Below are 23,509 nucleotides of genomic sequence, written 5' to 3'. Positions count from 1 at the left end.
TTCTCCTAATTATTAGTTTTAAATTTTTTCTTTACTTGGCACATACGATATGGCATAACAAACCATAAATGTGGCTTTTTAATGTGACTTAAAAATATTTCGCCGATCTTATAAGATAAATGTTCTTTCAGTTTTTCTGCTTTATCAGAATCAGCGTATTTATGTAAAGGCAGATATGTTTCCTTATTATATTTTTTCTCTCCTTTATAATCTCTGTATTCTTTCCAAAGAAAAAAAGGCATACCCCAAATACCAAATAATGAGTTACTTCTATTTACTAAAATATTACCTAAACGATAAGTTAAATAATGTTTAACTCGTTCATCTGCACCCAAAATAGGGGGGGTTTTAAGTTGATTATTTTCTTTTTCTAAATCTTCAAGTATTTCTTGTGTTTTATTTAACTGTAATAAAATATTATAGTTATGATTAGATAATGAGTGATTTTTTTCTGTTAGCCTTAATATTTCATTTTGAATTAAATTAGTTTGAGACATAAGATTATTATTATCTGTTTCTAATTTTTTGTTAGTAAATATTATAGACGAATTATCTTTTTCTAAATTTTCTAATACATTTTGTGTTTCATTTAGTTGCGATAGAATATTTTGATTAAACTCGCTCAATGAAATACTCTTTTGTGTTAAAGATTGGATTTCTTTCTGCGTCAGTTCGCTTTGGGTTAAAAGTTCTTTATTTATCTCATCAAATTCAGATAACTTTGAATTAAGCGATACAATTTCAGTTTGTTTTTGCTCATTTTCAATTTGATATTGTTTATTTAATGACGACATATTAAGCACAGATTTCCACGCTTTTTTAGCACTTTCAACCGATGGCGTTGTGCTTGGAAGCCCTGCTTTACTTTGTAATTTTTGGTATAAATTGCGTACTTGAACTTGTTCCATTAAAACTTGGGTTAAGATAAGCTCTTGTAATGCGTAATGGTTATGATCTTGTTCTTCAATAACATCAGTTAAAAGTTCTAAATTTTTATAAGGTAGTAAAAATTTATTTTGGAATGATTGAATATAATCAGAAGAACGTGAGCTAAACTCATCAAAATTAATTAGAACGGTGTTTTTAGGATACTTATTAATAACATTACATACTTTGGTGTTATATTTAAGCCAAGAGGATAATTTTTTTAATACTTTTTCATCATTTAAATCATCACATTCATCATCAAGTGAAAATAAATGACTAGGATTACGATATAAAATAACAAATTGGGTCGATCGATCCGCTTGATACCATTTATCCAAAATATCAATCGCGTGAGAATCTTCCCAGCAATAAGGTTCAGAATCTAAATTCGCTAGGTTAAAGTCCATCATTAGATATTCAGCCATTTTTTGCTGATGAATATCTATTTCCTGCTTTTTCTTCTTACTTTTAGCATTGCTAGGTTCTTTGTCCTCCAATAAGTAAGTTTCAAATTCTTGTGCAGAAAGTTTTTTAAATACTTCTGTCATTTCTTTTGGCGACATTTGATTTATTTTTGAGAGGCTAGGCGATTGCATTCCAGCCTCAATAAACCAATTTTCCAATTGTTTACAATCTTCTTCTTGATGACCTAAAATGATTAGTTTTTTCATATTATTCTCTTTTTTATTAAGTTTTTTTTCCACTCTTCCCAATATTTCAATCTCCCTAATGGATCTTTTGTATTCGGATTTTGACTAAGCGATTCTTTTCTATAAGATCCTATTGTAAGCGGTAATTTTATCGTCAAAATTTGCTTTGAAAAAATTTGCTTAATGCGAGCATTAAATTCACTGTCAGCTCCTGTTTTTACCTGTTCCCATAGTCTCATTTTATTCATAACGACTTCTTTTCTAAATAAACAAGAGCTAGGGTTTTCTCTTATCAAGGGATAAATTCGATCAGTAACAGGATCACCATCTTTATCTAATCTTAACCATCTTGAAAATGTTGCTACTAGCTTTCTATCTTTTAGTAATGGAATTACTTGCTTTTCTATTTTTTGTGGGCAAGCCCAATCATCACCATCGTGGCATTGCACAAATTCGCCATTTACATATTCCATTGCAATATGTTTACAGGCATATGTGCCAACATTGTTCGTTTGTTTTATTAGTTTAATATTCGTATGTTTCAATGCGATTTTATCAACAATAGCCACAGTGTTATCTGAGCTTGCATCATCAACCACAATAATTTCTATATTTGTATAGGTTTGATTGAGTAACGATTTTATACTATGTTCAATGTATTTTTCTAAATTATAGGTTGTAACAATAATACTAACTAAAGGCATATCTTCTTTTGGTAAAGGGGTAGCCGTGGAATATAAATTGTCGACAAAAAGATTTTTATTTTTATCCTTTAGTTGTAATAGTTCTAATTCATTTTCTTTAAAAAGTGTATTTAACTGTATTATTTTTTGTTTCGCATCGTTATGTAGATAGTTTTTTAAGAGTAATACTTCACTTGAAGAGTCAGCATTTAACTGACTCTTGATTTCTTTTTCTAACTCTGCGTGTTTACCTAAATGAGCCAATAGACTTAAATAAAAATAAGGCTCTTTTAATTGTTTGCTTTTTAATAGTTCTAATGCCACAGAGGGAGCATAAAAACTTAAGTACCTAATTAAAACACAATAATTTTTGTACGATATCTTTTTGCTCATTAAGGTTTCAAGATTATGTTTTGCATTCTCTTTCTGCAACGCAAAATGAGCGATCACTGTTTCAACAGAGATTGTGGAATCGTATTCTAAAAGTAGAGTCTGAAACATATTATGTTCCAATAAAAACTTTTTTCTGTTGTGAAAGAGAGAAAACATAACACCTTAATATTTAATTATAATTTTTCCTATTATACAGGAAAGCTTATCTGTTTTTGTGATTTTTTTGACAAAAACCATAGATTTTAGTTACCCCCCCCCCCTCTGGTTGATTAAAAAACAACCAAGAGTGGTCTAGTCTAGAGGCTCTCTTATGGAGGGAGGTAACTCTGTTCTGTTTAAAAATAATATGCCTTTTTGCTTTATATGAGTAAGTAGGTCAGTATTATCACAATTTTTTATATCAATAAGATCAAGCTCATAGGGGATCTCTAATTCATCATTTAATAGCCCAGAAAGGTTTGCAAGGGTATCTAGGTTTATATTTTTTCCTTCTAAAGCGATATCAATGTCAGAGCCTTTTTTATAATTCCCTAAGGCTCTTGAGCCAAATATCCAAGCCTTTTCAATTTCTGGGAAAGAAAATAATGTTTTAACAATTAAGTTAAAACTTTTTTCATAAATACCAAAACTATTATTCATAGCTCATCTCTTTGAGCTGTTCATATAATTTTTCAATTTGAGAAAAATAGAGATTTATAATACTTTCAAATACTTGTTTAAAATAATCTTCGTTATAAGTATGAGCCATTAAATTACGTTTATTTAGCATTTCAAGCCAATATTCACCGTTATCAAGTAACTCTAATTTAAATGCTGTTTTAATCACTTGTCTTGGTGATAATATTGCTTCTTCTGTTTCATACTCTAAGTAGTCTTTCAGTGTTTTCCAAGATAATTCAAAAGTATATTCAAAGCGTTGTATCAACCCTTCTTTGGATAATTCATCTAATTCATCGGCTCGAATTACTGCTTTTTTTAGTTGTATAAATGCTTTTTCAAAATTTTGGAAACGTTGTTTAAATCGGGTATATTTTAAATTTTCCATTTTTATCCTTTTGTTTGTTGAATATTCTAGAGACGTTATAATTTTAATATTACCCCACCATAAAAACACCCATTCAAATGCGTTTTATTTAAATGATAGTTTCGATAAAGGGTAAATAGTTCTTCATCTACCTGATTTGGCTCTGACCAAAAATCCTTTAAGTCACCTTGATATGTTAGCCCTTCAAAATCGTAATTTGCTTTTCCTAATACTTTAACTGGCACATTATGCACCATTGCGGAAAGCCCACTTGTGCTGTTTACTGTCACCATTGCTTTCGCTTGTCTTAAAATAATCGGTAATGGAATATCGTAAATATAAAACACGCGATTTTTTAAATCAGGATAACGATTTTCATATTCCTTAATCACTTTCGAATAATTGGTAAAGCCACGATCCATTGGATGATGTTTTATGATCAAATTTAGATTTTTAGGTGCAAATTGACTAAATGAATCTAAAACATAGTTTAATGAATGCTGAACATCCTGAAAATCACTATGTACAACTATTTGTGAATCGTTATACACTTGTAATGGCACAATAAAAAAATCATTCAAATCGCCACGAATAATCTTTTTGGTTAGCCAATATTCTGAAAAACGATGATAAAAACGTTTAATTCCTGACTTAAACCATATTCTTATATAATGATTAAGGCTTGTTTCTCTATGATGAACATTGTATTTGTATTTTGTGCTGCTTTTATTGAGATAGTAATAATATTGAACAGCTTTTATTACCACTTTGATAAAGCTTTTTGTAATTTCTTGAGAAGTTTCAGGTATTTTACTCGGTCGATTCCAAAAAAAGTCAGCATTCTTAGGAATAGGCGAGTAGGCATTTACCCCCTGTTTTTCAAGCGTGACAAAATTAGGGCGAAAATAACCTTCCTCAAAGACCCAAAACGCAATATTTAATTGTTTTGCTACTGCTTTGGCTATTTTGTGGCAGGGGCGGTTATCCCCAAAACAAATGAAAGTATCTATATTTTTTTCTTTTACAATATTTTTTAAATAACTACTTAAAAAACAAAAATGATCTTGAAATTGATAGGTATGATCATTCACTGGATAGAAAAAATCATCGCCACCATTAAAATTTATTTTGAACACTTGCTTTTGTTTAGCGGTTAAAAAAGAGGATAATTCTGCAAAAAAATTGCCAATCGCACCTTGTAGCAATAAAATATTTCGTGAACTATCCACTAACTCGTCAAGATTATGTTTGATCATTATCCCACCAACTTTATCAGTTGTTTTAATTTAAAAATTTGTTTTGAAATCCAAAAACGTTTAAAACCATTATGATTTAATGCTTCTTTTTGTGTTTTTAAAATATTGATTGCCTGTAAAGGATCAATAAAATATTGATGCTGTGGCTCAATATATTGCGGGTAGTAAATCATCACGCCAGCCACAAGTTCATCTAAGGTTAATTTTCTTGTTCTTCTTGGTAAAGGTAAATAATCCTTTGTTAATCCCCAGTTTGAATAAAAAGGTAATCCGTAACAGACTACTTTTTTATTTCTTAGTAATGTCTCAAAGCCCGCAAGAGAAGTAAGAGTATGTACTTCATCTACTTGGTTAATACAATCTAAAATATTTGCAGTTTCAATAAGTTGATCTGCATATTGTAACGCAATGTCACGAGCTATTTTGCCATTTCTATTTTTGCTAACTACATCTGGGTGCGGTTTATAAATAATATAACAGTCTGTATTTTGTTCTCGCACTTTTTGCAACAGGGCTAAATTCGTTTTAATTTCAGGCGAACCGAATTTAATTGATGCGTCATCTTCAACTTGCCCCACTACTAAGAGTGTTTTCTTATCTGAATTTATTTCAAAATCTGCGTTTCCAACGTTATATTTCCCAATATGCTGAGCGATAAGTTGTTTTCTAATTTTATTCGCCAGTAATAAATCGTCTGAACTAAATTGAAAGTTTTGCAAAATCTCTTCTAAATATGACCGCTTGGTCGCATCAAAATAAATGCCAATTGGATCGATCACCAAAGAGAGGGGAGGGACTAAATTTGATCCTAGCCCTACCGAGCGAATAAAGCCGTCTTCCATTTTTAGCACAGGAATTTGGTGCTTGTGCGCTAATTCTTCAATCTGATTTTTACTATTTCCCCATACCAAAATTTTCGCATTTGCAAAAAGTGAAATATTATTCACCGCTTGCTTGATAGAAATAAATTTTAGCTGGCATTGTGGTACATTGAAAAACGGTTTAATAGCAGCTCTTTTCCAAATTGACATACCAACACAATAAATTTCACCAGCCAATTTTTGATTGATGATTTTGCTTCTTTTCAAATAATCAATAACTTCAAAAATATCACTTGGTTTTCCATTAAAAGGCGAAATATAACGACTATATTGCAAGTAAGCCGCAGCAAATAATGCCGTAATATTTTTATTCGTTCGTCTTTTCTCTGTTCTTAATTGAGCAATAAAAGCGTGACGATCGTCTGTTAATCCCCAGCCTGCAAACCAAGGCGTACCAAAAGTGACGACTTTTTTACCCAATAACAATGCCTCAAATCCCATTTGTGAAGTTACACAATAGACATTTTCTGCCTGTTCAAGTAACGATTGAGGATTTACATCATCAGCGATAAAAGTCACTTTTTCTTGAAAATCATCAAAATTGCAAAAATACCCTTTTTTCTTACCGCTTAGCACATCAGGGTGCGTTTTGACCCAAATCTGATTTTTGGGATTTTCAGCAATGGCACATTTGACCATTTGTAAAAAAATTTGTTCATCAGCTTTACCATAAGTAACGGACATATCGCCGAAAGTTTGATCAATAATGAGCGTAACAGGACGACAATCACTTATTTTTGATGAAAAATTTAAGGCGTGATTATATTTTGAAAGCTGATATTTCTGCATTAAATACATTGCTTTCTTCGCTTGATAATTGAGTTCAAAATCATCGTTATAATCTAAAATCAATTTTTCTAAGCGAGAAGGTTTAGAGCTATCGTAATAAATGCCTAAATCATCAACGATCATTGATAAAGGTGGATAGCCATTAATGCCTAATCCAAGCGAGCGTAAAAAACCATCTTCTAAGGCAATATAAGACAAATTATGTTTTCTAGCAAAATCTAAAGCTTTTTTAGTTGAAGGGCGATATCCCCAGCCCATTACAACACTATTTTCAACATCAGTTGTAGAATTGGATAAGCCAAATTCTGGTAGAAAATGTTGTAAATGTGGGATTTTTTTTATGCCACGTGAAAAAATAATTGCTTTAATATCAGAACACATAATTTTTTATAAAATTTTACACCTAAAACGTTACTTAACCAGTATCATTTTTATGAGAAAATGAGAAAATGAGAAAATGAGAAAATGAGAAAATGAGAAAATGAGAAAATATTATAACAATAATCCTAGCATTTTTCTACAATTAAAATAATTCCCTCAACTTTTATAACTTTAATTAAATCGCCAATAACTAATTTTTCGCCTTCCACTTTCCACGTGGAATCTGCGAATTTTGCACGAATTGAGCCGTTATCTAAAATTTCAACTACACGCCCCATTCGTCCGATCATTGCGTGATTACGCTGATTGAGTGATGATTCTTCATCTTGTTTACGATCTTTTTTCTGCTGATAACGCCACCAAATAAAACTGAAAATAGAAGCTAAAACCGCAAAAATTGCAAATTGCCACGATAACGAGATTGTTATCATTGCAACAAGCCCGGACATAATGATGGCAGCAAAGCCCCACCACATAAAGAATACACCTGGTAACATCACTTCTAAAATAAGTAGGATAAATCCACCGATTAACCAACTATTCCAATCTGTAAGCCAGTCCATATAATGCTCCTGTTTAAAAGCGGTCAAATTTTTCATTATTTTTGCAAATAAATTTCAATATTCAACCGCTTATAATGATGAAATTGATTATTTTTTCGTACTGTTTAACAATTCAGCAATACCAGAAATCGATCCCATTAAGTTTGAGGCTTCTAGTGGCATTAACACGACTTTGCTATTATCCGCACCACCAATCTCTTTTAATGCTTCGGTATATTTTTGAGCAATAAAGTAGTTGATTGCTTGGGTATTTCCATTCGCAATTGCATCAGACACCATTTGGGTTGCTTTCGCTTCCGCTTCGGCTTGACGTTCACGGGCTTCGGCACGTAAGAAGGCTTCCTGACGTTCCCCTTCCGCTTGCAGAATGCGAGATTGTTTTTCCCCTTCGGAACGTAAAATTTCAGCTTGGCGGATCCCTTCTGCTTCTAAAATTTCTGCACGTTTATTACGTTCTGCTTTCATTTGAGCATTCATTGCATCAATCAATTCTTGTGGTGGGCTAACATCACGAATTTCAATACGGGTTACTTTCACGCCCCACGGATTGGTTGCTTCATCAACGATCCCAAGTAGGCGACCATTGATCAAATCACGTTGTGAAAGCATATCGTCAAGATCCATCGAGCCTAATACGGTACGCATATTGGTCATCGTTAAATTGATAATCGCTTGATCAAGATTATTCACTTCATACGCAGCACTACGAGCATCAACCACTTGCACGAAACACACAGCGTCAATCGATACACTCGCATTATCTTTGGAAATGACTTCTTGGGAAGGAATATCCAGCACTTGTTCCATCATATTGATTTTACGCCCAACCATTTCAACAAAAGGCACAACAATATTTAACCCTGGTTTTAAGGTGCGGGTATAACGTCCAAAACGCTCAACCGTCCAGTTGTATCCCTGTGGTACAATTTTTAAAGTAGATCGTAAAACAACGATGATGAAGATCACGAAAATGATCGGTAACAAAGGTAAAACGCTAATATCAAAACCAAACATAAATTTCTCCTCTGAAAAAAATGGTTTTCATTATATTACTCCTTTTAGTATTTATTTCTATAATATTTTATTTGAAGTATAATTTACCTCCTAAACGATAAAAATAAGCAAATGGAATGATCAATGAAATCAACGATACTGACGCTAAATAAGACCGCATTATATAATAATATACAACGCATAAAAAGCATTGCACCAAAGAGTAAAATTTGTTCCGTTATTAAGGCGAATGGTTATGGAAAAACAATTCCTTATTTGATTGATGTATTAAAATATGAAGTGGACGCTTTTGCTGTTGCACGTCTTTCTGAGGCGATAAAAATTCGTGAGTTGCATTATCCAGGAACGGTATTGTTATTAGAAGGTTTTTTTAATTCCTTTGAATTACAACAAGTTATCGATAAAAAACTAGATGTTGTGATACATAATTTTGAACAAGTAGAAATGATCGAAAATTTGCAAAAAACGAAAAAAATATCACCGCTTGCAACCATTGATATTTGGATCAAAATTGATACGGGTATGCACCGTTTAGGTTTTCAGCCTGAAAAAGTTGATGAAGTGTATCAGCGTTTAAGTCAGTGTAAATTGGTTAATAATCTCTTTTTTGCTTCCCATTTTAGCTGTGCCGATGAACCTGAAAATGATTATTCTAAAAAACAAATTGCTTGCTTTGAACAAGTGACAGCAAAATACAATAATGAACGCAGTATGGCGGCGTCTGGTGGCATTTTATTTTGGGAACAATCTCATTATGATTGGATTCGACCAGGGATCATTCAACACGGCATTTCCCCAAACAGCACCCCTATTCGAGATCTTGGTTTTCAGCCAACAATGACCCTTTCATCCACCTTGATTGCCGTAAGAAACCACAAAGCAGGCGAGCCAGTAGGGTATGGTAATTATTGGATCAGCGAGAAAGACACTAAATTAGGTGTGGTGGCGATTGGTTATGGCGATGGTTATCCACGTAACGCCCCCTTAGGCACGCCAGTTTGGATCAATGGTCGAAAAGTGCCGATTGTTGGGCGTGTTTCAATGGATATGCTAACTGTTGATTTAGGGCTTGATAGCACTGATAAAATGGGTGATAAAGTGATTTTATGGGGCGAAGAATTACCGATCGAAGAAGTGGCACAGGCGATTGGTGTAATCAATTATGAATTAGTTACTCAAATTACACCACGTGTTGAAATTGAGTATAGTTAGAATGAGCGTAGAAAACTGGCAACGAGGCTTTGTATTACACCGCCGAGAATACAGCGAGAGCAGTTTATTGGTGGATTTTTTTACCGAGCAAAATGGCAGAATAACCTTGCTAGCCAAAGGAGCGAGACGTGTACGTTCGCCATTAAAATCGGTGTTGCAACCTTTCACGCCACTTTTATTACGTTGGGCGGGCAAGGGCGAATTAAAAAGTTTAACCAAAGCTGAGCCTGCCTCATTAAGTTTGCCTATGCAAACCACCGCCCTTTATAGTGGCTTTTATGTAAATGAAATTTTGGTAAGAACCTTAGAAAATTCAACCGCTTATCCAGAACTTTTTCAGCAATATCTTTCTTGTATTACACAATTAGCGGTGCAACCTCAACAAATTGAACCGACATTACGGACGTTTGAATTTCATTTGCTTAACGCATTAGGTTATGCGGTAAATTTTAGCCACTGTGCCGCGACAGGCGATCCGATCGATCCTGAAATGAGCTATCAGTTTAGAGAACAAAAAGGCTTTATCGCATCACTTTTGCAAAATAATCAAAGTTATTTAGGCAAAGATTTGCTCGCTTTTCATCGATTAGATTTCAGTGAAAAATCAACGCAACAAGCGGCAAAGCGTTTCACTCGTGGTGCATTAAAGCCTTTTTTAGGTTCAGCTCCCTTAAAGAGCAGAGAGCTGTTCCAAGCTGTGAAGCCTACCAATATGAAATAGGTAAGGTTTTTTGTAACCCTTCAATACTAGTTATGGTTTTGGCATTTTCTACATTTACTGCATCACTCGGCTGAGCTTTTGTGCCAAGTGCTTGACTGATAAAGACAAAACCTGATTGTTTTATAACCGCTTGATCATAAAAATCAATAATTTGTTCTTTGGTTATGTTACGTGTGATTTCAATCAGTTTATCTCTGGTATCAAAACGTAAATTGTTATGATTAAAATCAGACACAAAGCGTCCAAATTCTTGCTCTAAGGATTCTGGTTTACGCTGTAATTTTTCCAATAAACTTTCACGATATTGCTCAAATTCGTTATCCGTTAAAGTCGTAAGTTTTTGCTCACTTTCTTTAAAGAAACGTTTATTGTGAGTCATAATGCCTTTTGGCTTGGTATTTGGGCTTTGTACCATAAAGCCTAAACCAGAGGTTTTACCTGTGTGAACAGCACGAGAAGCGACTACATAACCAAGTTGTTTATCAGTGCGTAAGTCATTAAAATACCAGCGAGAAATAATATCAGCTAATAAAGTTGAACGAACATAATCTGTTAGTCGCTCCTCCCCTTTTACCAAGTAAGTAACTACTAATGCATCATCTTCATTCGGCACTTGCTGAATATAATTGATTTTTTGAGAAATATTTCTGAAATCCACAAAATACTTTTTATTCAGTTGCGTTTTACTGTTTTGAACATATTTTTGTGCAGTTTTAGTCAATGCTTCCACCTGCTTATCCGTTAAGTTTCCCACTGAAAGTACTTCAATTCCTGTCGTTTGATTAAATAAATGCTCTCTCATTTTTTCAATGTCACTGAGAGAAATTTCATTCACTAACGCTTTTTGTTTTTCAGTATCAAAGTAAGGATAATTTTCTAATTTATAGAACGCATTCATCGCTTGATTTAAGCTATTTTCTTTCTTCTCACGATTTAATGCTTCTAAAATCTGTTGCTTAGCTTGTTTTAAATCTTCTTCTGTTAGCTCAAAATTTTTCATTTTAGTTAAACCATCTTGTAACAGTTTATCAAAATTTTGCGTATAACCAGAAAGGCTTGCACCAATACCATTTTCGCCATAAGAGAATGAGGCACTAATACCAGCGATAGAGGATTGAAATGCTAATTTAGATTGAGCTAATCCGTTCATATAATTGAGTAAAGCAACGGTAATTTGCGGTTTTAGTTCGGTATTTTTAGGGGCGATACCAAAGCCTAGATTGATAATCGCTTTTGGTTCTTTTGGAAAATAATGACTTCCCATTGCATAGATTTTTTCGCCTGCCTCAAAAATGACTTTTTGTGGTTTTAATAGCGAGTTTTTGGTTTTATTTAATGAAAAATCCGTTGCAAAATAAGGGTTTAATGCGGGTAATTTTATTTCAGGATTTTTGCTAAAATCTAACCACTGCTTTTTCTGAGCATCACTAAATTTTTGAATAGAGTAAGGTGCATTCATATAAGGCGTTTGCTTATCCGTTTTAACACCTTTGTGCATTATCAAAATACGGGCATTATCCAGCATCATTCCTGCTAATTTTTCGGCGATTGCCTTTTTATCCATAGATTCTGTTTCAAAACTAGCATTGATCACATTTTCTAATGGATAAAACAGCATTGCATCCGTAATATTTTCTACAAAGCTGAGATTTTTCTCTACTTGTAAATGGGCAAAATCTTGCTCTAAACTTTGTTGCATTTCTTTGAAATAGCTTTCTTGAATGCCTTGTTTTTTGATTTGTTCAATTTGTTGAAAAATAAGGGAAATAATCTTATCTTGCTGGGCTAATCCTTTCTCAGTAAGTTCAATATAAATGGTAAAATCGCCACGATTTCGGCTTACATTTGAATCACTGGTTGCTTGAATACCACTTGATGATAAACCGTTTTTAATCAAATAATCCGATAATGTTCCTTCGGTATTATTATTTAACACATAAGAAATGTAAGTGTTTGTTTTATTTTTGAATTTATCTTCATCATTTGGGAAATCAAAACTAATCGCCAATAATTTTGAGGGTTTAATCGGTTTATAATGTAACATTACGCCCTTATCTTCGGCACGATAAAGCGGTTCATTTATCATAGGTTTTTGCAAATTTTTATTTTTCATCAACCCTAAGGTTTTTACGGCGAGTTTTTGTAATTTCTCAATGGATTGATCCGAATAAAGCACCGCTTTGATAAGATTCGCAGAATAATATTGTTGATAGAATTTTTGTAGCTCTTCTTGTAATTTGCTGTCAGGTTTATCGGATAAACTCTCTTTATTTCCCACTGCAAATTTAGACATTGGGTGGTTCGGATTTGAGGTTGCCAAATTTACGCTATACATTAAATAGCCGTCACTAGACTTCGCTCGCACCATTTCTGCATTGACTGCATTAAGCTCTTTTTTGGCGTTTTGTTCTAATAATAATGGCTCAGATAAAATATCCGACAAACGTGCAACCGCCTCATCAAAGGCGTTATTATTTACTTCTAAATAATAAGCGGTACGATATTTTGCGGTAGAGGCATTATTTAGCCCACCATTTTTACTGAGGAAATGATCCAATCCATTGGTTTCTGGGAATTTTTTTGATCCCATAAACACCATATGTTCAAGATAATGTGCTAATCCTTGTTGAGATTGTGGATCTTCCATTGAGCCAATAGGTAACACCGCCGACATTAACGATTTATTCGCTTTGGGATCAGAAATCAATAATACCGTCATTCCATTATCAAGCTGAATGCCTTGATAAGTTGCCGTATCCGCAGGGCTTTTTTTAATATTATTTGAAATAATTTTAAAGCCTGAATGTTGTTGTGAAACAAGGGAAGGATTTTGGGTGTTTTCTGCTTCAAAACTAACCGCTTGCATGCTAATGGTTGTCGCAAGCACCGCAGAAATAAGATAACTTAACAGTGATTTTTGCATCATATTCTCCTTAATATTGATATTAGCGAACATAAGACAGACAAAAGAAAGGAGAATTCCACATTCTCCTTAAAAATAGTCTAAATTTTTAAAAAACTTAAAATTCTTTTTCTAACTGACGATGACGAATTTTAACGTTATGATTTTTTTGTTTGAAATATTCAAATAATTGTTCAGCCACAAAAACAGAACGATGTTTTCCACCAGTACAACCAATGGCAATCGTTAAATAACTGCGGTTATTGTGTTCTAATTCCGTTAACCACATTTCTAAATAATCGCTCGTTTTTTGAATAAATTGTTCTACAAGTTGATGATTTGATAAAAAATCTTGTACAGGTTTCTCTAAACCTGTCATTGAACGTAAGTTTATATCCCAATATGGATTTGGTAAAAAACGTACATCAAAAACATAATCTGCATCAGGTGGAATACCGTATTTAAAGCCAAAAGATTCAACAATAATATGAAGTTCTTTATTTTCGCTATCTGTGAGTAAATTACGTAATTTAGCCGCAAGCTCGTGTGTGGATAAGTGAGTGGTATCAATAATATTATTAGCATATTGATAGAGCGGTGTGAGTAATTTTGTTTCTAGTGTTATCGCACCTTCAAGGGATAAATTTTCTTTGGAGAGAGGATGAAGACGACGAGAATCACTGTAACGTTGAATTAAGATATTTGGATTACAATCTAAAAAAATAAAACGAGTGTTTACATAGTTAGGTAGTTCAGATAACAGGTTATCAAATTTTTTTATGTAGTTAGGGTAGTTGCGAATATCAAGGCTTACAACAATAGAATCATTGGTTTTAGATAAGATATCCACAAGACTAGGAATTAAGGAGAGGGGAAGGTTATCAACACAATAATAGCCCATATCTTCTAATGCTCTGAGTGCTACTGATTTTCCTGAGCCTGAGCGTCCGCTTATAATGATAAGTTCCATTCTTTCCCCTTATTTATTCGATTATTCGTCCTTTGGCTGAGATGATATATCTTCCTTATTCTCTTCGTCAAGTTCTTCTTCTGGAAGTGTGGCTTGCTCAAATATCGTCCAAATATCTTCTAGGGATTGCGTTGTTCGTAATAATTTTGCTAACTGCTTATTATTTAAGACTTTTACGATTTGTTGTAGGCTATTTTGATATTCATCATCTTCTTTGTCTGGAAAAATAACCGCAAAAATCAAGTCAATTTCTCTATTATCAGCGGTTTCAAAATCAATCGGATTTTCAAGCTGTAAAAAAACAGCGATAGGTTTATCGCCATTCCAATTTGGCAATTTTGCGTGAGGTAGGGCGATACCGTAGTTAATGCAAGTTGAACCTAATTTTTCTCGTTTAAATAAACAAGCAAAACAATCAACATCAGAATGATCATTTTCTGTTTCATCTTGTATTAAATAATCCGTTACTAATGTACCAATAGTTTCTAATGCTCGTTTTTTACTTGAAAAATTCATTCCGAGTTGAATTAGTTCAGGTTTTAGATAGTCGGTTAATTTCATAATTTATGTTTATTTATAATGAATAATTATCAGTTTTATAATTTGAACTGATCCCCTAAGTAAACTTGTTTTACATTTTTATCTTCTAAAATTTGTGATGGTGTACCAGAAGCAATCATTTCGCCACTGCCGACAATATAGGCTCTTTCACACACATCAAGGGTTTCTCTCACATTGTGATCGGTAATTAATACCCCCAATCCACGTTCTTTTAAATTGACGATAATTTTTTTAATATCAATAACAGAAATTGGATCAACCCCAGCAAAAGGTTCATCTAATAAAATAAATTTTGGATTGGCGGCTAAGGCACGGGCAATTTCTACACGGCGACGTTCGCCCCCAGAAAGAGATTGTCCTAAATTGTGACGAATATGATCGATATTGAATTCAGCAATTAGCTCATTAGCACGAGCTTTACGTTGTTCATTATTCAAATCTTTACGAATTTGCAAGACAGCCATTAAGTTATCATAGACACTTAAACGGCGAAAAATAGAGGCTTCTTGTGGTAAATAACCAATTCCTTGACTCGCCCTATTGTGCATTGGTAGCAAACTAATATCTTGATCATCAATTTTAATTGTTCCTTTATCATGGCGAACTAATCCCACAACCATATAAAAAGTGGTGGTTTTTCCTGCACCATTTGGACCAAGTAAACCAACAATTTCTCCTGATTTTACATTCAAGCTAACATCTTTAACAACTTGACGAGTTTTATAGCTTTTCGCTAAATTTTCAACTGATAAAATTGCCATTATTGATCCTATTTATTATTTAATTGTGTTGGAATAAGGATAGTTTTTACTCGTGATGATGTGTTTTGTTTTGCTGCTTTTAATTGCTGTTTTTTCACATCATAAGTAATTTTATTTGCTTCTACTGAGCTATCCATTTGTTTTAATTTTGCATTTCCAGTTAGAGTTAAAAACTCATTTCCTAAATCATAATGTGCTTGATTAGCTTGCCCATCAATAGGTTTGCCATTATCAAGGACTTGATGAAATTTCATTGGGTTACCATAAGCATTGATAATTTCTTTTTTGCCTTTCTGACGTAGAATAATGACTTTATCCGCATTAATTTTAATTGAACCTTGTGTAATCACGACATCGCCATCAAAAATAATGGTATTTTTTTTCATATCAAAATTTTGGGTTTTAGATTCAATATTAATCGGTTGTTGAGCATCGTTTGTTACGCAATAAACAGTAGAAAAAGGGGCTAACGATAAACTAAGCAATAATATTTTCTTCATAAAATTCATTTTTAATATCCTTTATTTTTTATCTAATTTAGTCGGTTCAATGAGCGTTTTTACATTTGATTTTAATTGTGCCGATTGTTGTTTTAAATTACCTTGCAATCCAATTCCCTCACTACTAAAACCAATTCCTTTCACAAAAATATGTTTTTGGGTAAAAATATCTTGTGTATTCAAATTAACAGAAAGTTCATCTGTTTCAATAGATTGTAATTGTGTTTCGCCTAAACTTTCAATTTTTACATTTCCGATTAAATGTAAGATCTTATCTTTACTAATTTCTGCCTGTAAAGAGGTAATTTGCCACTCTTTTAATGAATTAACATCATTAAACAGACTTAATAAGGGGTTGATTAGTTCAACTTTTCCTGTTGCTTCATAGTTTTTAATTTCATCTGCTTCGGCAAAATATTGTGCTTTACCATTGGTATCATAAACAGAAGTTGTGACTTTATCCCCGACATATTCGGGTTGCCCTTCTCTTTTTATTAAGCTTTCTAAATGATTGCTGTCTTGTTGCTGATAAAAATACCAACCACCAAGTAGAACAACAATAATAAAAAGGATAATATTTAAACGTATATTCATATAAATCAAGGTAATCAAATATAAAAAATAGAAGCTATCATAACATAATTTTAATTATAGAATTTGTTTATGATAGCTCAATTTGTAATGTTATTAATGTAATTTTAATTTTTGTCCTACATAAATGAGATTGCCTTTAATATGATTTAATTTTTTTAATTTATGCAACGTTATCTTATGCTTCATCGCAATAGCAAAAAGAGTATCGTTCTTTTGTACAGTATAATAATTTGCTGATTGATTATGCGTAATGTCACTATTTTTTAACCGCTTTTTTTTGTGGTTTGATTTTGTTGTATTTAGGTTAATATAATTTTTATTACGATAATTTATTAATCCTTTATAGATCGCCATTGCAATTTTTTGTTGATAATCTCGTTGAGATAAATATTTTTCTTCTTTTGGATTAGATAAAAAACCTGTTTCTACTAAAATTGAAGGAATATCTGGCGAACGTAACACCGCAAGGCTTGCGTGCTGAGGTATTGATTTTACAAGCGGAATTACTTTATTTAGCTGATCTAATACTTCTTTGCCCATTGCATATCCTGCACGTTGTACGTGTGAAAATTGCAAATCTAAAACAGTGGTATCAAGATAACGATCTTTTTTACTGGAAAGAACGCTTCCAATTCCTCCCAGCAATTCAGATTGTTTTTCATGATCTTCAAGCCATTTACCCATTTCATCATTTGCTCGACGATTAGATAAAACCCAAACCGATGCACCTTGAACACTATGAGATTGTGGCGAAACATCTGCGTGAATAGAAATTAATAAATTTGCTTTATATTTACGAGCAACTTCGGAACGTTCATTAACATTAATGAAATAATCGCCATTACGTGTTAAAACACCTTTAAAATGTGGATCATTATCAAGCAATTTCTTTAATTTTTTTGAAATTCCCAATGTAATTGTTTTTTCCTGAATGTGATATTTTGTCCCAATCGCACCAGGATCTTTACCTCCATGTCCAGCATCAATTGCAACAATTATAGGCTGTGAAAAAGCCATTGTTGAGGTTGTTAACAAGCCCCCACATAAAAAGATAAAAAGATAATTTTTCCACATTTTTTTCATTTACGTACCTGTTCTTTCATTATTTAATTGAGTGATTATTTCCACAAGTTCGGCTGTTTTAGGCAAGAGTGTAATATTTCGTCCTTCATCTGCATAATCAATTTGAATGTCTAAATTTGATTCTGCAATAACTCCTTTTCCTTTTTCTGCCCATTCTAACAAGCATAATGATTGAGCTTGAAAATAATCTCGAATGCCCATAAATTCTAATTCTTCTGGATCACTTAACCGATAAAGATCAAAGTGATAAACAGAATATGGCGAAAGTTGATATTCTTCAACTAGGGTATAAGTTGGACTTTTGACATTCCCTGTATGTCCAAAAGCTTGCACGATACTTCTTGTTAGTGTCGTTTTACCTGCACCAAGTTCCCCATTTAAGTACACAACCAGTGAGTTATTAGGCGATTTTGCAAAATATTGCTTAAATATAACCGCCAATTGTGTCCCAAATTGTAGCATTTGAGTTTCATTTTTAAAGGAAAAAGTTAAGTTTTGCATTTTTATCACTTATAGTTGTATAAAATGAGAACGATAAAATTTGAGCTCTCCAATAGATTCTCGAATATCATCTAAGGCTAAATGAGTATTTTTTTTCTCAAACTGTTTTAAAATATCAGGTTTCCAACGAGTTGCAAGCTCTTTTAAGGTACTTACATCTAAATGGCGATAATGAAAATAGTCCGCAAGCTCTGGCATATAACGATATAAAAAACGTTTATCCTGTGCCACACTGTTGCCACAAATTGGCGACGCACCTTTGACAACCCATTGTTTTAAAAATGAAATAGTTTGTAATTCTGCTGCACGCTCGGTTAATTTACTTTGTTTTACACGCTCGATCAAACCATTTGCGGTGTGGGTTTTCATACACCAGTCACTCATTTTATTTAATAATTCATCACTTTGATGAATCGCAAGTACTGGCCCTTCGGCTAAAATATTCAGATCTTTATCTGTGACTATTGTCGCAATTTCAATAATACGTTCTTTTTCTGGATCAAGCCCTGTCATTTCTAGATCGATCCAAATTAGGTTATGTTTGTTTAAATGATGATCCATAAATTATTCCTGTGCTTCTAGTCTTAGTCGTTTAATGAGTTGTTCGTTTGCTGGGGGAAATTGCTCAGGATCTAATTCAGATTGTTCAATCCAAAAACCTTCTTGCCCCTCTCGCCCAAAAGGTTCGCCTATCCATTCTTCGACCAAATAAAAGAAAAATTCAATGATTTTAGTAGGGTATTCAAAAGTAAAATGTTCATAAGGAAATGCCCCTAAGATATGGATGCCGACTTCTTCTTCAAGCTCTCTTGCCACCGCTTGTTCTGGCGTTTCGCCTTTATCGACTTTGCCACCTGGAAATTCCAGTGCCTGTGCAAAATCTTGTCCTTCAAGGCGTTGGGCTAAATAAATTTGTCCAAATTCATTGCGAATAATCGCAGCAGCAACTTGAACTAAGGGTTTTGAGTTTGTGTCAGGTTTGGGGTTGGGTTTCTCATTCATTGTTTATTCCTCTGGTTTTATCCCTATAAATTCTAGGACAAGCGGTTAGATTTTTATGAAAATTTGCAAAATTTATCCTAAATCTAACCGCTTATTCCATTAAGCAATACTACCGTGACAATGTTTATATTTTTTACCTGAACCACAAGGGCAAGGTGCATTGCGTGAAATTTTTTGTTTTGAGAAATCTTGCTCTTCTTCATCGCTAGTATGATAACCAGCGGTTTCTTTTTCTGCAATTGCTCGACGCTGACGCTCTGCTTCTTCCACTTCTTCTTGGCTACGTACTTGAATACGACTTAAAATGCTGATAGTGTTAAATTTCAAGGTTTCTAACATCGTGGTAAACATTTCAAATGATTCTTTTTTGTACTCTTGCTTTGGATCTTTTTGGGCATAGCCACGTAAATGAATACTTTTTCGTAGATAATCCATCGCCGATAAATGCTCTTTCCAAAGCTCGTCAAGATTTTGCAACATTACGCCTTGTTCAAAATGACGCATTGATTCTTCGCCAACAAGTTGTTCTTTTTGACGATAGATTTCAGTCGCTTTTTCAACAATTCTTTCACGTAAGGTTTCTTCGTGTAATTGATCGTCTTCTTCAAGCCATTTTGCAATAGGTAAATCTAACGAGAAGTCTTGCGATAAACGTGTCTCTAACGCTGGAATATCCCACATTTCTTCAATAGATTGTGGCGGAATATACTGGCTTATTACATTATTGAAGACGTCTTCACGGATATTTTCAATCATATCTGAAATATCGTGGGCTTCTAATAATTCATTACGTTGTTCGTAAATGATTTTACGCTGATCGTTCGCCACATCATCATATTGTAATAAATATTTACGTCCATCAAAGTTGTGTGCTTCCACTTTTGCTTGTGCAGAGGCAATCACTTTGGTCAGTAATTTAGACTCCATTGCTTCGCCTTCTTCACTGAACGCTTTACGCATCATATTTAATTTACCTTCGTTCAGGTAAATTCGCATTAACGCATCATCTAATGAAAGATAGAAACGTGATGAACCCGGATCGCCTTGACGACCTGAACGACCACGCAACTGGTTATCAATACGACGTGACTCGTGGCGTTCTGTACCAATAATATGTAAACCACCTGCTTGCATCACAATTTCGTGGCGTTCTTGCCACGCGGCTTTGATCTCGGCAATTTGTTCTTCTGTTGGGTTATCTAATTTCTCAATTTCCGCTTTCCAGTTACCGCCTAATACGATATCCGTTCCACGTCCTGCCATATTAGTTGCAATAGTGACCGCACCCGGATAGCCCGCATTTTCAATGATTTGTGCTTCTTGTTGGTGGAATTTCGCATTTAATACTTTATGCTCAATGCCTACTTTATTTAATGCCTGAGAAAGCTCTTCTGATTTTTCAATCGACACCGTTCCCACTAACACGGGTTGGTTGCGAGCGATACAATCTTGAATATCTTTAATAACTGCCCCAAATTTTTCTGCTTCGGTTTTGAACATTAAATCGGTGCGATCATCACGGATCATCGGTCTGTTAGTTGGGATAACAATGGTATCTAAGCCATAAATATGTTGGAATTCGTAGGCTTCGGTATCTGCTGTTCCTGTCATTCCCGCTAATTTTTCATATAAACGGAAATAGTTTTGGTAAGTAATTGATGCCACAGTTTGGTTTTCTGCTTGAATTTCAACTTTCTCTTTGGCTTCAATCGCTTGGTGTAAACCGTCAGACCAACGACGACCTGCCATTGTACGTCCTGTGTGTTCATCGATGATCACCACTTCGCCATCTTTGATAATATAATCAACATTTTTCTCAAACAATTTATGAGCACGCAACGCCGCATAAGTATGGTGTAATAAACCGATACGAGCAGGCGAATAAAGGGTTTCATTCTCGTGCATTAACCCCATTTTAGTCAGTAATTCTTCTACTTTAACCTGACCACGCTCAGTTAAATGTGCCTGTTTGTTTTTAAGATCTAAGGTAAAATCGCCTTCGCCGATGTATTCTTCGGTATCTTCTTTTTCTTGGAAGATTAAGTGTGGAACAATTTGATCCACCGCTTGATAAATATGGGTTGCATCGTCCGCTTGCCCTGAAATAATCAGAGGGGTACGTGCTTCGTCGATTAAGATAGAATCCACTTCATCAACTAATGCGTAATAAAGATTTTTCTGAAAACGATCTTCTTTTGAATTCGCTAAATTATCACGTAAATAGTCAAAACCGAGCTCACTATTTGTGGCATAGGTAATATCCGCATCATAAGCGGTTTGCTTTTCCGCTGGTGATAAACCTGGCACATTTACCGCCACGCTCATGCCTAAAAATTCAAATAATGGGCGGTTAGTTTCTGCATCACGACGTGCAAGATAATCATTTACTGTAACAACGTGAACACCTTTGCCTGTTAGTGCGTTTAAATAACAAGGTAAGGTTGCGGTTAAGGTTTTTCCTTCCCCTGTACGCATTTCTGCGATATTACGTTCTGTTAATACCATTCCACCGATAAGCTGAACGTCAAAAGGACGTAAACCAAGTACACGTTTACTTGCTTCACGCACTGTTGCAAAAGCTTCGTGTAATAAGCTATCTAAACTCGCACCATCTGCTAAACGTTGTTTAAATTCAGCAGTTTTCGCTTGTAGTTGCTCATCGGTGAGCTGTTCAAATTCTGCTTCTAATTTATTGATTTGATACACACGTTTTCTTAAACGGCGTAGAGTACGATCGTTACTGCTTCCAAAAATGGCAGTGGCTAATTTTGTAATCATTATGTTTTCCTTTAAAAATAAAATTAAGTGTTTAAATATAAAATAATTGCTTATTGATAAAGGAATGTCGGCCCTGCACGGATAGGATTCGCCTTCGTTTCAAGGTGTTGATATTTTTTTACAAAAAACGGAATAAATGTGACCGCTTGTAAACCAAGCGAAAATTTTGTTTTTGATGGATAAAAATGCTGTAAAGTTTGTCTTAGGACAGAATTCTGATGAGCAAGTTGATAAAAAGGTGTTGTTTGTTGAACACTAATGGACTTAGTTTCACTTTGATTGGTACTACCATATACCGACGAAAACGCACAAAAGGCAACGATACCTAATAATAAGTGCGAAAAGCGAGTAGATTTGTAAATGTGTTTAAAAAGTCCCATTATGAATTTAATTATAACTGTATTTATTTTATGATAAAGTTTTATTATACGGTAATTTGTCTTGATTTGGGAAAATATTGGGGCAAAGTTTATAAATTCAAGTCAAAGAAAAGAGAGTGAGATGAAAAAATCAACAATAAAAAATATAAAAGACATCTTGAAAAATGCTCAGTTGATTCATATCGTTGAGCGGGCTAATTTGTTAAACGATTTGAATTATAAAATACAGCAACGATTACCAGATTCTTATCGAGGGCTTTATCGAGTTGTCAATTTAGTTGATAATCAACTCGTATTAGAAGTTCAGAATGCAACAGTAAAAAGTGGCTTACAATTAAAGCAAGAAGAGTTATTAGCGTTAATAAGAATTGACTTTACAGAGGTAACAGGCTTATTATTTCGCATAAATCCGAGATTTTGAATCTCATTTAATTTACCAATTTATAATTATGGGAGTAATTATTATGAAAAAACTTATGGTTATTAGTATTGCAACGTTATTGAGTGCTTGTTCTATGACTGCGAATAATGTAGCAGGTACATATCAAGGTACTTTACCTTGCAGTGATTGTGATAAAATTGAAGCAAAATTAGTATTAAAATCAGATAAATCTTATATTTATGAGACAACATACTTCCAAAATAAACAGCCTAATGAATATCTTGAAAAAGGTCAATTTGAATGGGATGCAAAGAAAGAAGATGTAATTGTACTTGATGAACACGCAGGTAATCGTAAATTTAAAATTAGAGATAATTATGTAGAAATGTGTGATCAAGACGGGAATGTAGCAAAAACAGGTTTAAATTATAAATTAAAAAAAGTACAGGTAAAAAAATAAGAAGGTTGTAATCCATGGCGGTGAGAGGGGGATTCGAACCCCCGATACGCTTTCGCATATACACGCTTTCCAGGCGTGCTCCTTCAACCACTCGGACATCTCACCAGTCTGAATTCATTTATGAAGTGGCGTGATTTTATA

The 23,509-nt window shown here is 33.8% G+C and carries 24 protein-coding genes and 1 tRNA gene; 4 read left to right on the top strand and 21 right to left on the bottom strand.

Annotated elements, in window-relative coordinates:
- Nucleotides 1-5: 5 nt before the first annotated feature.
- From DYE60_RS06410 to DYE60_RS06375, 8 genes are all read right to left on the bottom strand, one after another.
- Nucleotides 6-1,631 (bottom strand): hypothetical protein, encoded by a 1,626-nt coding sequence (locus DYE60_RS06410; RefSeq protein ID WP_115315801.1) that lies wholly within the window; start codon nt 1,629-1,631, stop codon nt 6-8.
- Nucleotides 1,595-2,761 (bottom strand): glycosyltransferase family 2 protein, encoded by a 1,167-nt coding sequence (locus tag DYE60_RS06405; RefSeq protein ID WP_172460376.1) that lies wholly within the window; start codon nt 2,759-2,761, stop codon nt 1,595-1,597. Before DYE60_RS06405 ends, DYE60_RS06410 begins: the two co-directional genes overlap by 37 nt.
- Nucleotides 2,762-2,944: 183 nt before the next feature.
- A complete protein-coding gene (locus DYE60_RS06400) occupies nt 2,945-3,292 on the bottom strand; it encodes a nucleotidyltransferase domain-containing protein (RefSeq protein ID WP_115315799.1) in 348 nt (115 codons plus the stop codon).
- Nucleotides 3,285-3,698, bottom strand: coding sequence for a nucleotidyltransferase substrate binding protein (locus tag DYE60_RS06395; RefSeq protein WP_115315798.1), 414 nt, complete (start codon nt 3,696-3,698; stop codon nt 3,285-3,287). Before DYE60_RS06395 ends, DYE60_RS06400 begins: the two co-directional genes overlap by 8 nt.
- A gap of 35 nt (nt 3,699-3,733) precedes the next feature.
- A complete protein-coding gene (locus tag DYE60_RS06390; RefSeq protein WP_115315797.1) occupies nt 3,734-4,933 on the bottom strand; it encodes a capsule biosynthesis protein in 1,200 nt (399 codons plus the stop codon).
- A complete protein-coding gene (locus tag DYE60_RS06385) occupies nt 4,933-6,984 on the bottom strand; it encodes a capsular polysaccharide biosynthesis protein (RefSeq protein ID WP_115315796.1) in 2,052 nt (683 codons plus the stop codon). Before DYE60_RS06385 ends, DYE60_RS06390 begins: the two co-directional genes overlap by 1 nt.
- Nucleotides 6,985-7,109: 125 nt before the next feature.
- Complete coding sequence (locus DYE60_RS06380; protein WP_115315795.1) at nt 7,110-7,547, bottom strand: NfeD family protein; 438 nt, start codon at nt 7,545-7,547, stop codon at nt 7,110-7,112.
- Nucleotides 7,548-7,634: 87 nt separating this feature from the next.
- Nucleotides 7,635-8,561, bottom strand: coding sequence for an SPFH domain-containing protein (locus tag DYE60_RS06375; RefSeq protein ID WP_115315794.1), 927 nt, complete (start codon nt 8,559-8,561; stop codon nt 7,635-7,637).
- 123 nt (nt 8,562-8,684) lie between these two features.
- On the opposite strand from DYE60_RS06375, the gene alr reads away from it, so the two are divergent.
- Nucleotides 8,685-9,773 carry an alanine racemase gene (gene alr, locus DYE60_RS06370; protein ID WP_115315793.1) on the top strand — a complete coding sequence of 363 codons (1,089 nt, stop codon included), beginning with the start codon at nt 8,685-8,687 and terminating at the stop codon, nt 9,771-9,773.
- Nucleotide 9,774: 1 nt separating this feature from the next.
- Nucleotides 9,775-10,494, top strand: a complete 720-nt coding sequence (gene recO / locus DYE60_RS06365; RefSeq protein WP_115315792.1) for a DNA repair protein RecO — start codon at nt 9,775-9,777, stop codon at nt 10,492-10,494.
- Here the strand turns inward: recO and ptrA are convergent.
- From ptrA to secM, 12 genes are all read right to left on the bottom strand, one after another.
- Nucleotides 10,478-13,417 carry a pitrilysin gene (ptrA, locus tag DYE60_RS06360; protein ID WP_115315791.1) on the bottom strand — a complete coding sequence of 980 codons (2,940 nt, stop codon included), beginning with the start codon at nt 13,415-13,417 and terminating at the stop codon, nt 10,478-10,480. The two genes, recO and ptrA, sit on opposite strands and share 17 nt — an antisense overlap.
- A gap of 97 nt (nt 13,418-13,514) precedes the next feature.
- Nucleotides 13,515-14,366 carry an RNase adapter RapZ gene (rapZ, locus tag DYE60_RS06355; RefSeq protein WP_115315790.1) on the bottom strand — a complete coding sequence of 284 codons (852 nt, stop codon included), beginning with the start codon at nt 14,364-14,366 and terminating at the stop codon, nt 13,515-13,517.
- A 21-nt stretch (nt 14,367-14,387) separates the two neighbouring features.
- On the bottom strand, nt 14,388-14,927 hold the full coding sequence (locus tag DYE60_RS06350; RefSeq protein ID WP_115315789.1) for a PTS sugar transporter subunit IIA: 540 nt from the start codon (nt 14,925-14,927) through the stop codon (nt 14,388-14,390).
- A 35-nt stretch (nt 14,928-14,962) separates the two neighbouring features.
- The gene (gene lptB, locus DYE60_RS06345; protein ID WP_115315788.1) at nt 14,963-15,688 is read right to left on the bottom strand and encodes an LPS export ABC transporter ATP-binding protein; all 726 of its coding nucleotides are present in this window, start codon (nt 15,686-15,688) and stop codon (nt 14,963-14,965) included.
- A gap of 8 nt (nt 15,689-15,696) precedes the next feature.
- Nucleotides 15,697-16,197, bottom strand: a complete 501-nt coding sequence (gene lptA, locus DYE60_RS06340; protein ID WP_424450091.1) for a lipopolysaccharide transport periplasmic protein LptA — start codon at nt 16,195-16,197, stop codon at nt 15,697-15,699.
- Between the two features lie 12 nt (nt 16,198-16,209).
- Nucleotides 16,210-16,782 carry an LPS export ABC transporter periplasmic protein LptC gene (lptC, locus tag DYE60_RS06335; RefSeq protein ID WP_115315787.1) on the bottom strand — a complete coding sequence of 191 codons (573 nt, stop codon included), beginning with the start codon at nt 16,780-16,782 and terminating at the stop codon, nt 16,210-16,212.
- Between the two features lie 93 nt (nt 16,783-16,875).
- A complete protein-coding gene (locus DYE60_RS06330) occupies nt 16,876-17,865 on the bottom strand; it encodes an N-acetylmuramoyl-L-alanine amidase (protein WP_115315786.1) in 990 nt (329 codons plus the stop codon).
- Nucleotides 17,866-18,366 carry a tRNA (adenosine(37)-N6)-threonylcarbamoyltransferase complex ATPase subunit type 1 TsaE gene (gene tsaE, locus DYE60_RS06325; protein WP_115315785.1) on the bottom strand — a complete coding sequence of 167 codons (501 nt, stop codon included), beginning with the start codon at nt 18,364-18,366 and terminating at the stop codon, nt 17,866-17,868.
- A gap of 9 nt (nt 18,367-18,375) precedes the next feature.
- A complete protein-coding gene (gene orn, locus DYE60_RS06320; RefSeq protein ID WP_115315784.1) occupies nt 18,376-18,927 on the bottom strand; it encodes an oligoribonuclease in 552 nt (183 codons plus the stop codon).
- 3 nt (nt 18,928-18,930) lie between these two features.
- Nucleotides 18,931-19,368, bottom strand: a complete 438-nt coding sequence (gene mutT / locus DYE60_RS06315) for an 8-oxo-dGTP diphosphatase MutT (RefSeq protein WP_115315783.1) — start codon at nt 19,366-19,368, stop codon at nt 18,931-18,933.
- A 99-nt stretch (nt 19,369-19,467) separates the two neighbouring features.
- A complete protein-coding gene (gene secA, locus DYE60_RS06310) occupies nt 19,468-22,146 on the bottom strand; it encodes a preprotein translocase subunit SecA (RefSeq protein ID WP_115315782.1) in 2,679 nt (892 codons plus the stop codon).
- Between the two features lie 50 nt (nt 22,147-22,196).
- Complete coding sequence (gene secM, locus DYE60_RS06305) at nt 22,197-22,526, bottom strand: secA translation cis-regulator SecM (RefSeq protein WP_115315781.1); 330 nt, start codon at nt 22,524-22,526, stop codon at nt 22,197-22,199.
- A 121-nt stretch (nt 22,527-22,647) separates the two neighbouring features.
- Here secM and DYE60_RS06300 point away from each other — a divergent pair, with 121 nt between their 5' ends.
- The gene (locus tag DYE60_RS06300; protein WP_115315780.1) at nt 22,648-22,947 is read left to right on the top strand and encodes a DciA family protein; all 300 of its coding nucleotides are present in this window, start codon (nt 22,648-22,650) and stop codon (nt 22,945-22,947) included.
- Nucleotides 22,948-22,990: 43 nt separating this feature from the next.
- Entirely contained in the window at nt 22,991-23,368 is a 378-nt protein-coding gene (locus DYE60_RS06295) for a copper resistance protein NlpE (RefSeq protein ID WP_115315779.1), read from the top strand.
- 15 nt (nt 23,369-23,383) lie between these two features.
- Here DYE60_RS06295 and DYE60_RS06290 read toward each other — a convergent pair.
- Nucleotides 23,384-23,473: transfer RNA gene (locus DYE60_RS06290), tRNA-Ser, on the bottom strand.
- Nucleotides 23,474-23,509 lie beyond the last annotated feature (36 nt).

This window comes from Phocoenobacter uteri, from assembly GCF_900454895.1.
GTDB classification, from domain to species: Bacteria; Pseudomonadota; Gammaproteobacteria; order Enterobacterales; family Pasteurellaceae; genus Phocoenobacter; species Phocoenobacter uteri.
The sequence above is the reverse complement of the archived record's forward strand: the minus strand, read 5'-3'. Positions and strand labels throughout refer to the sequence as shown.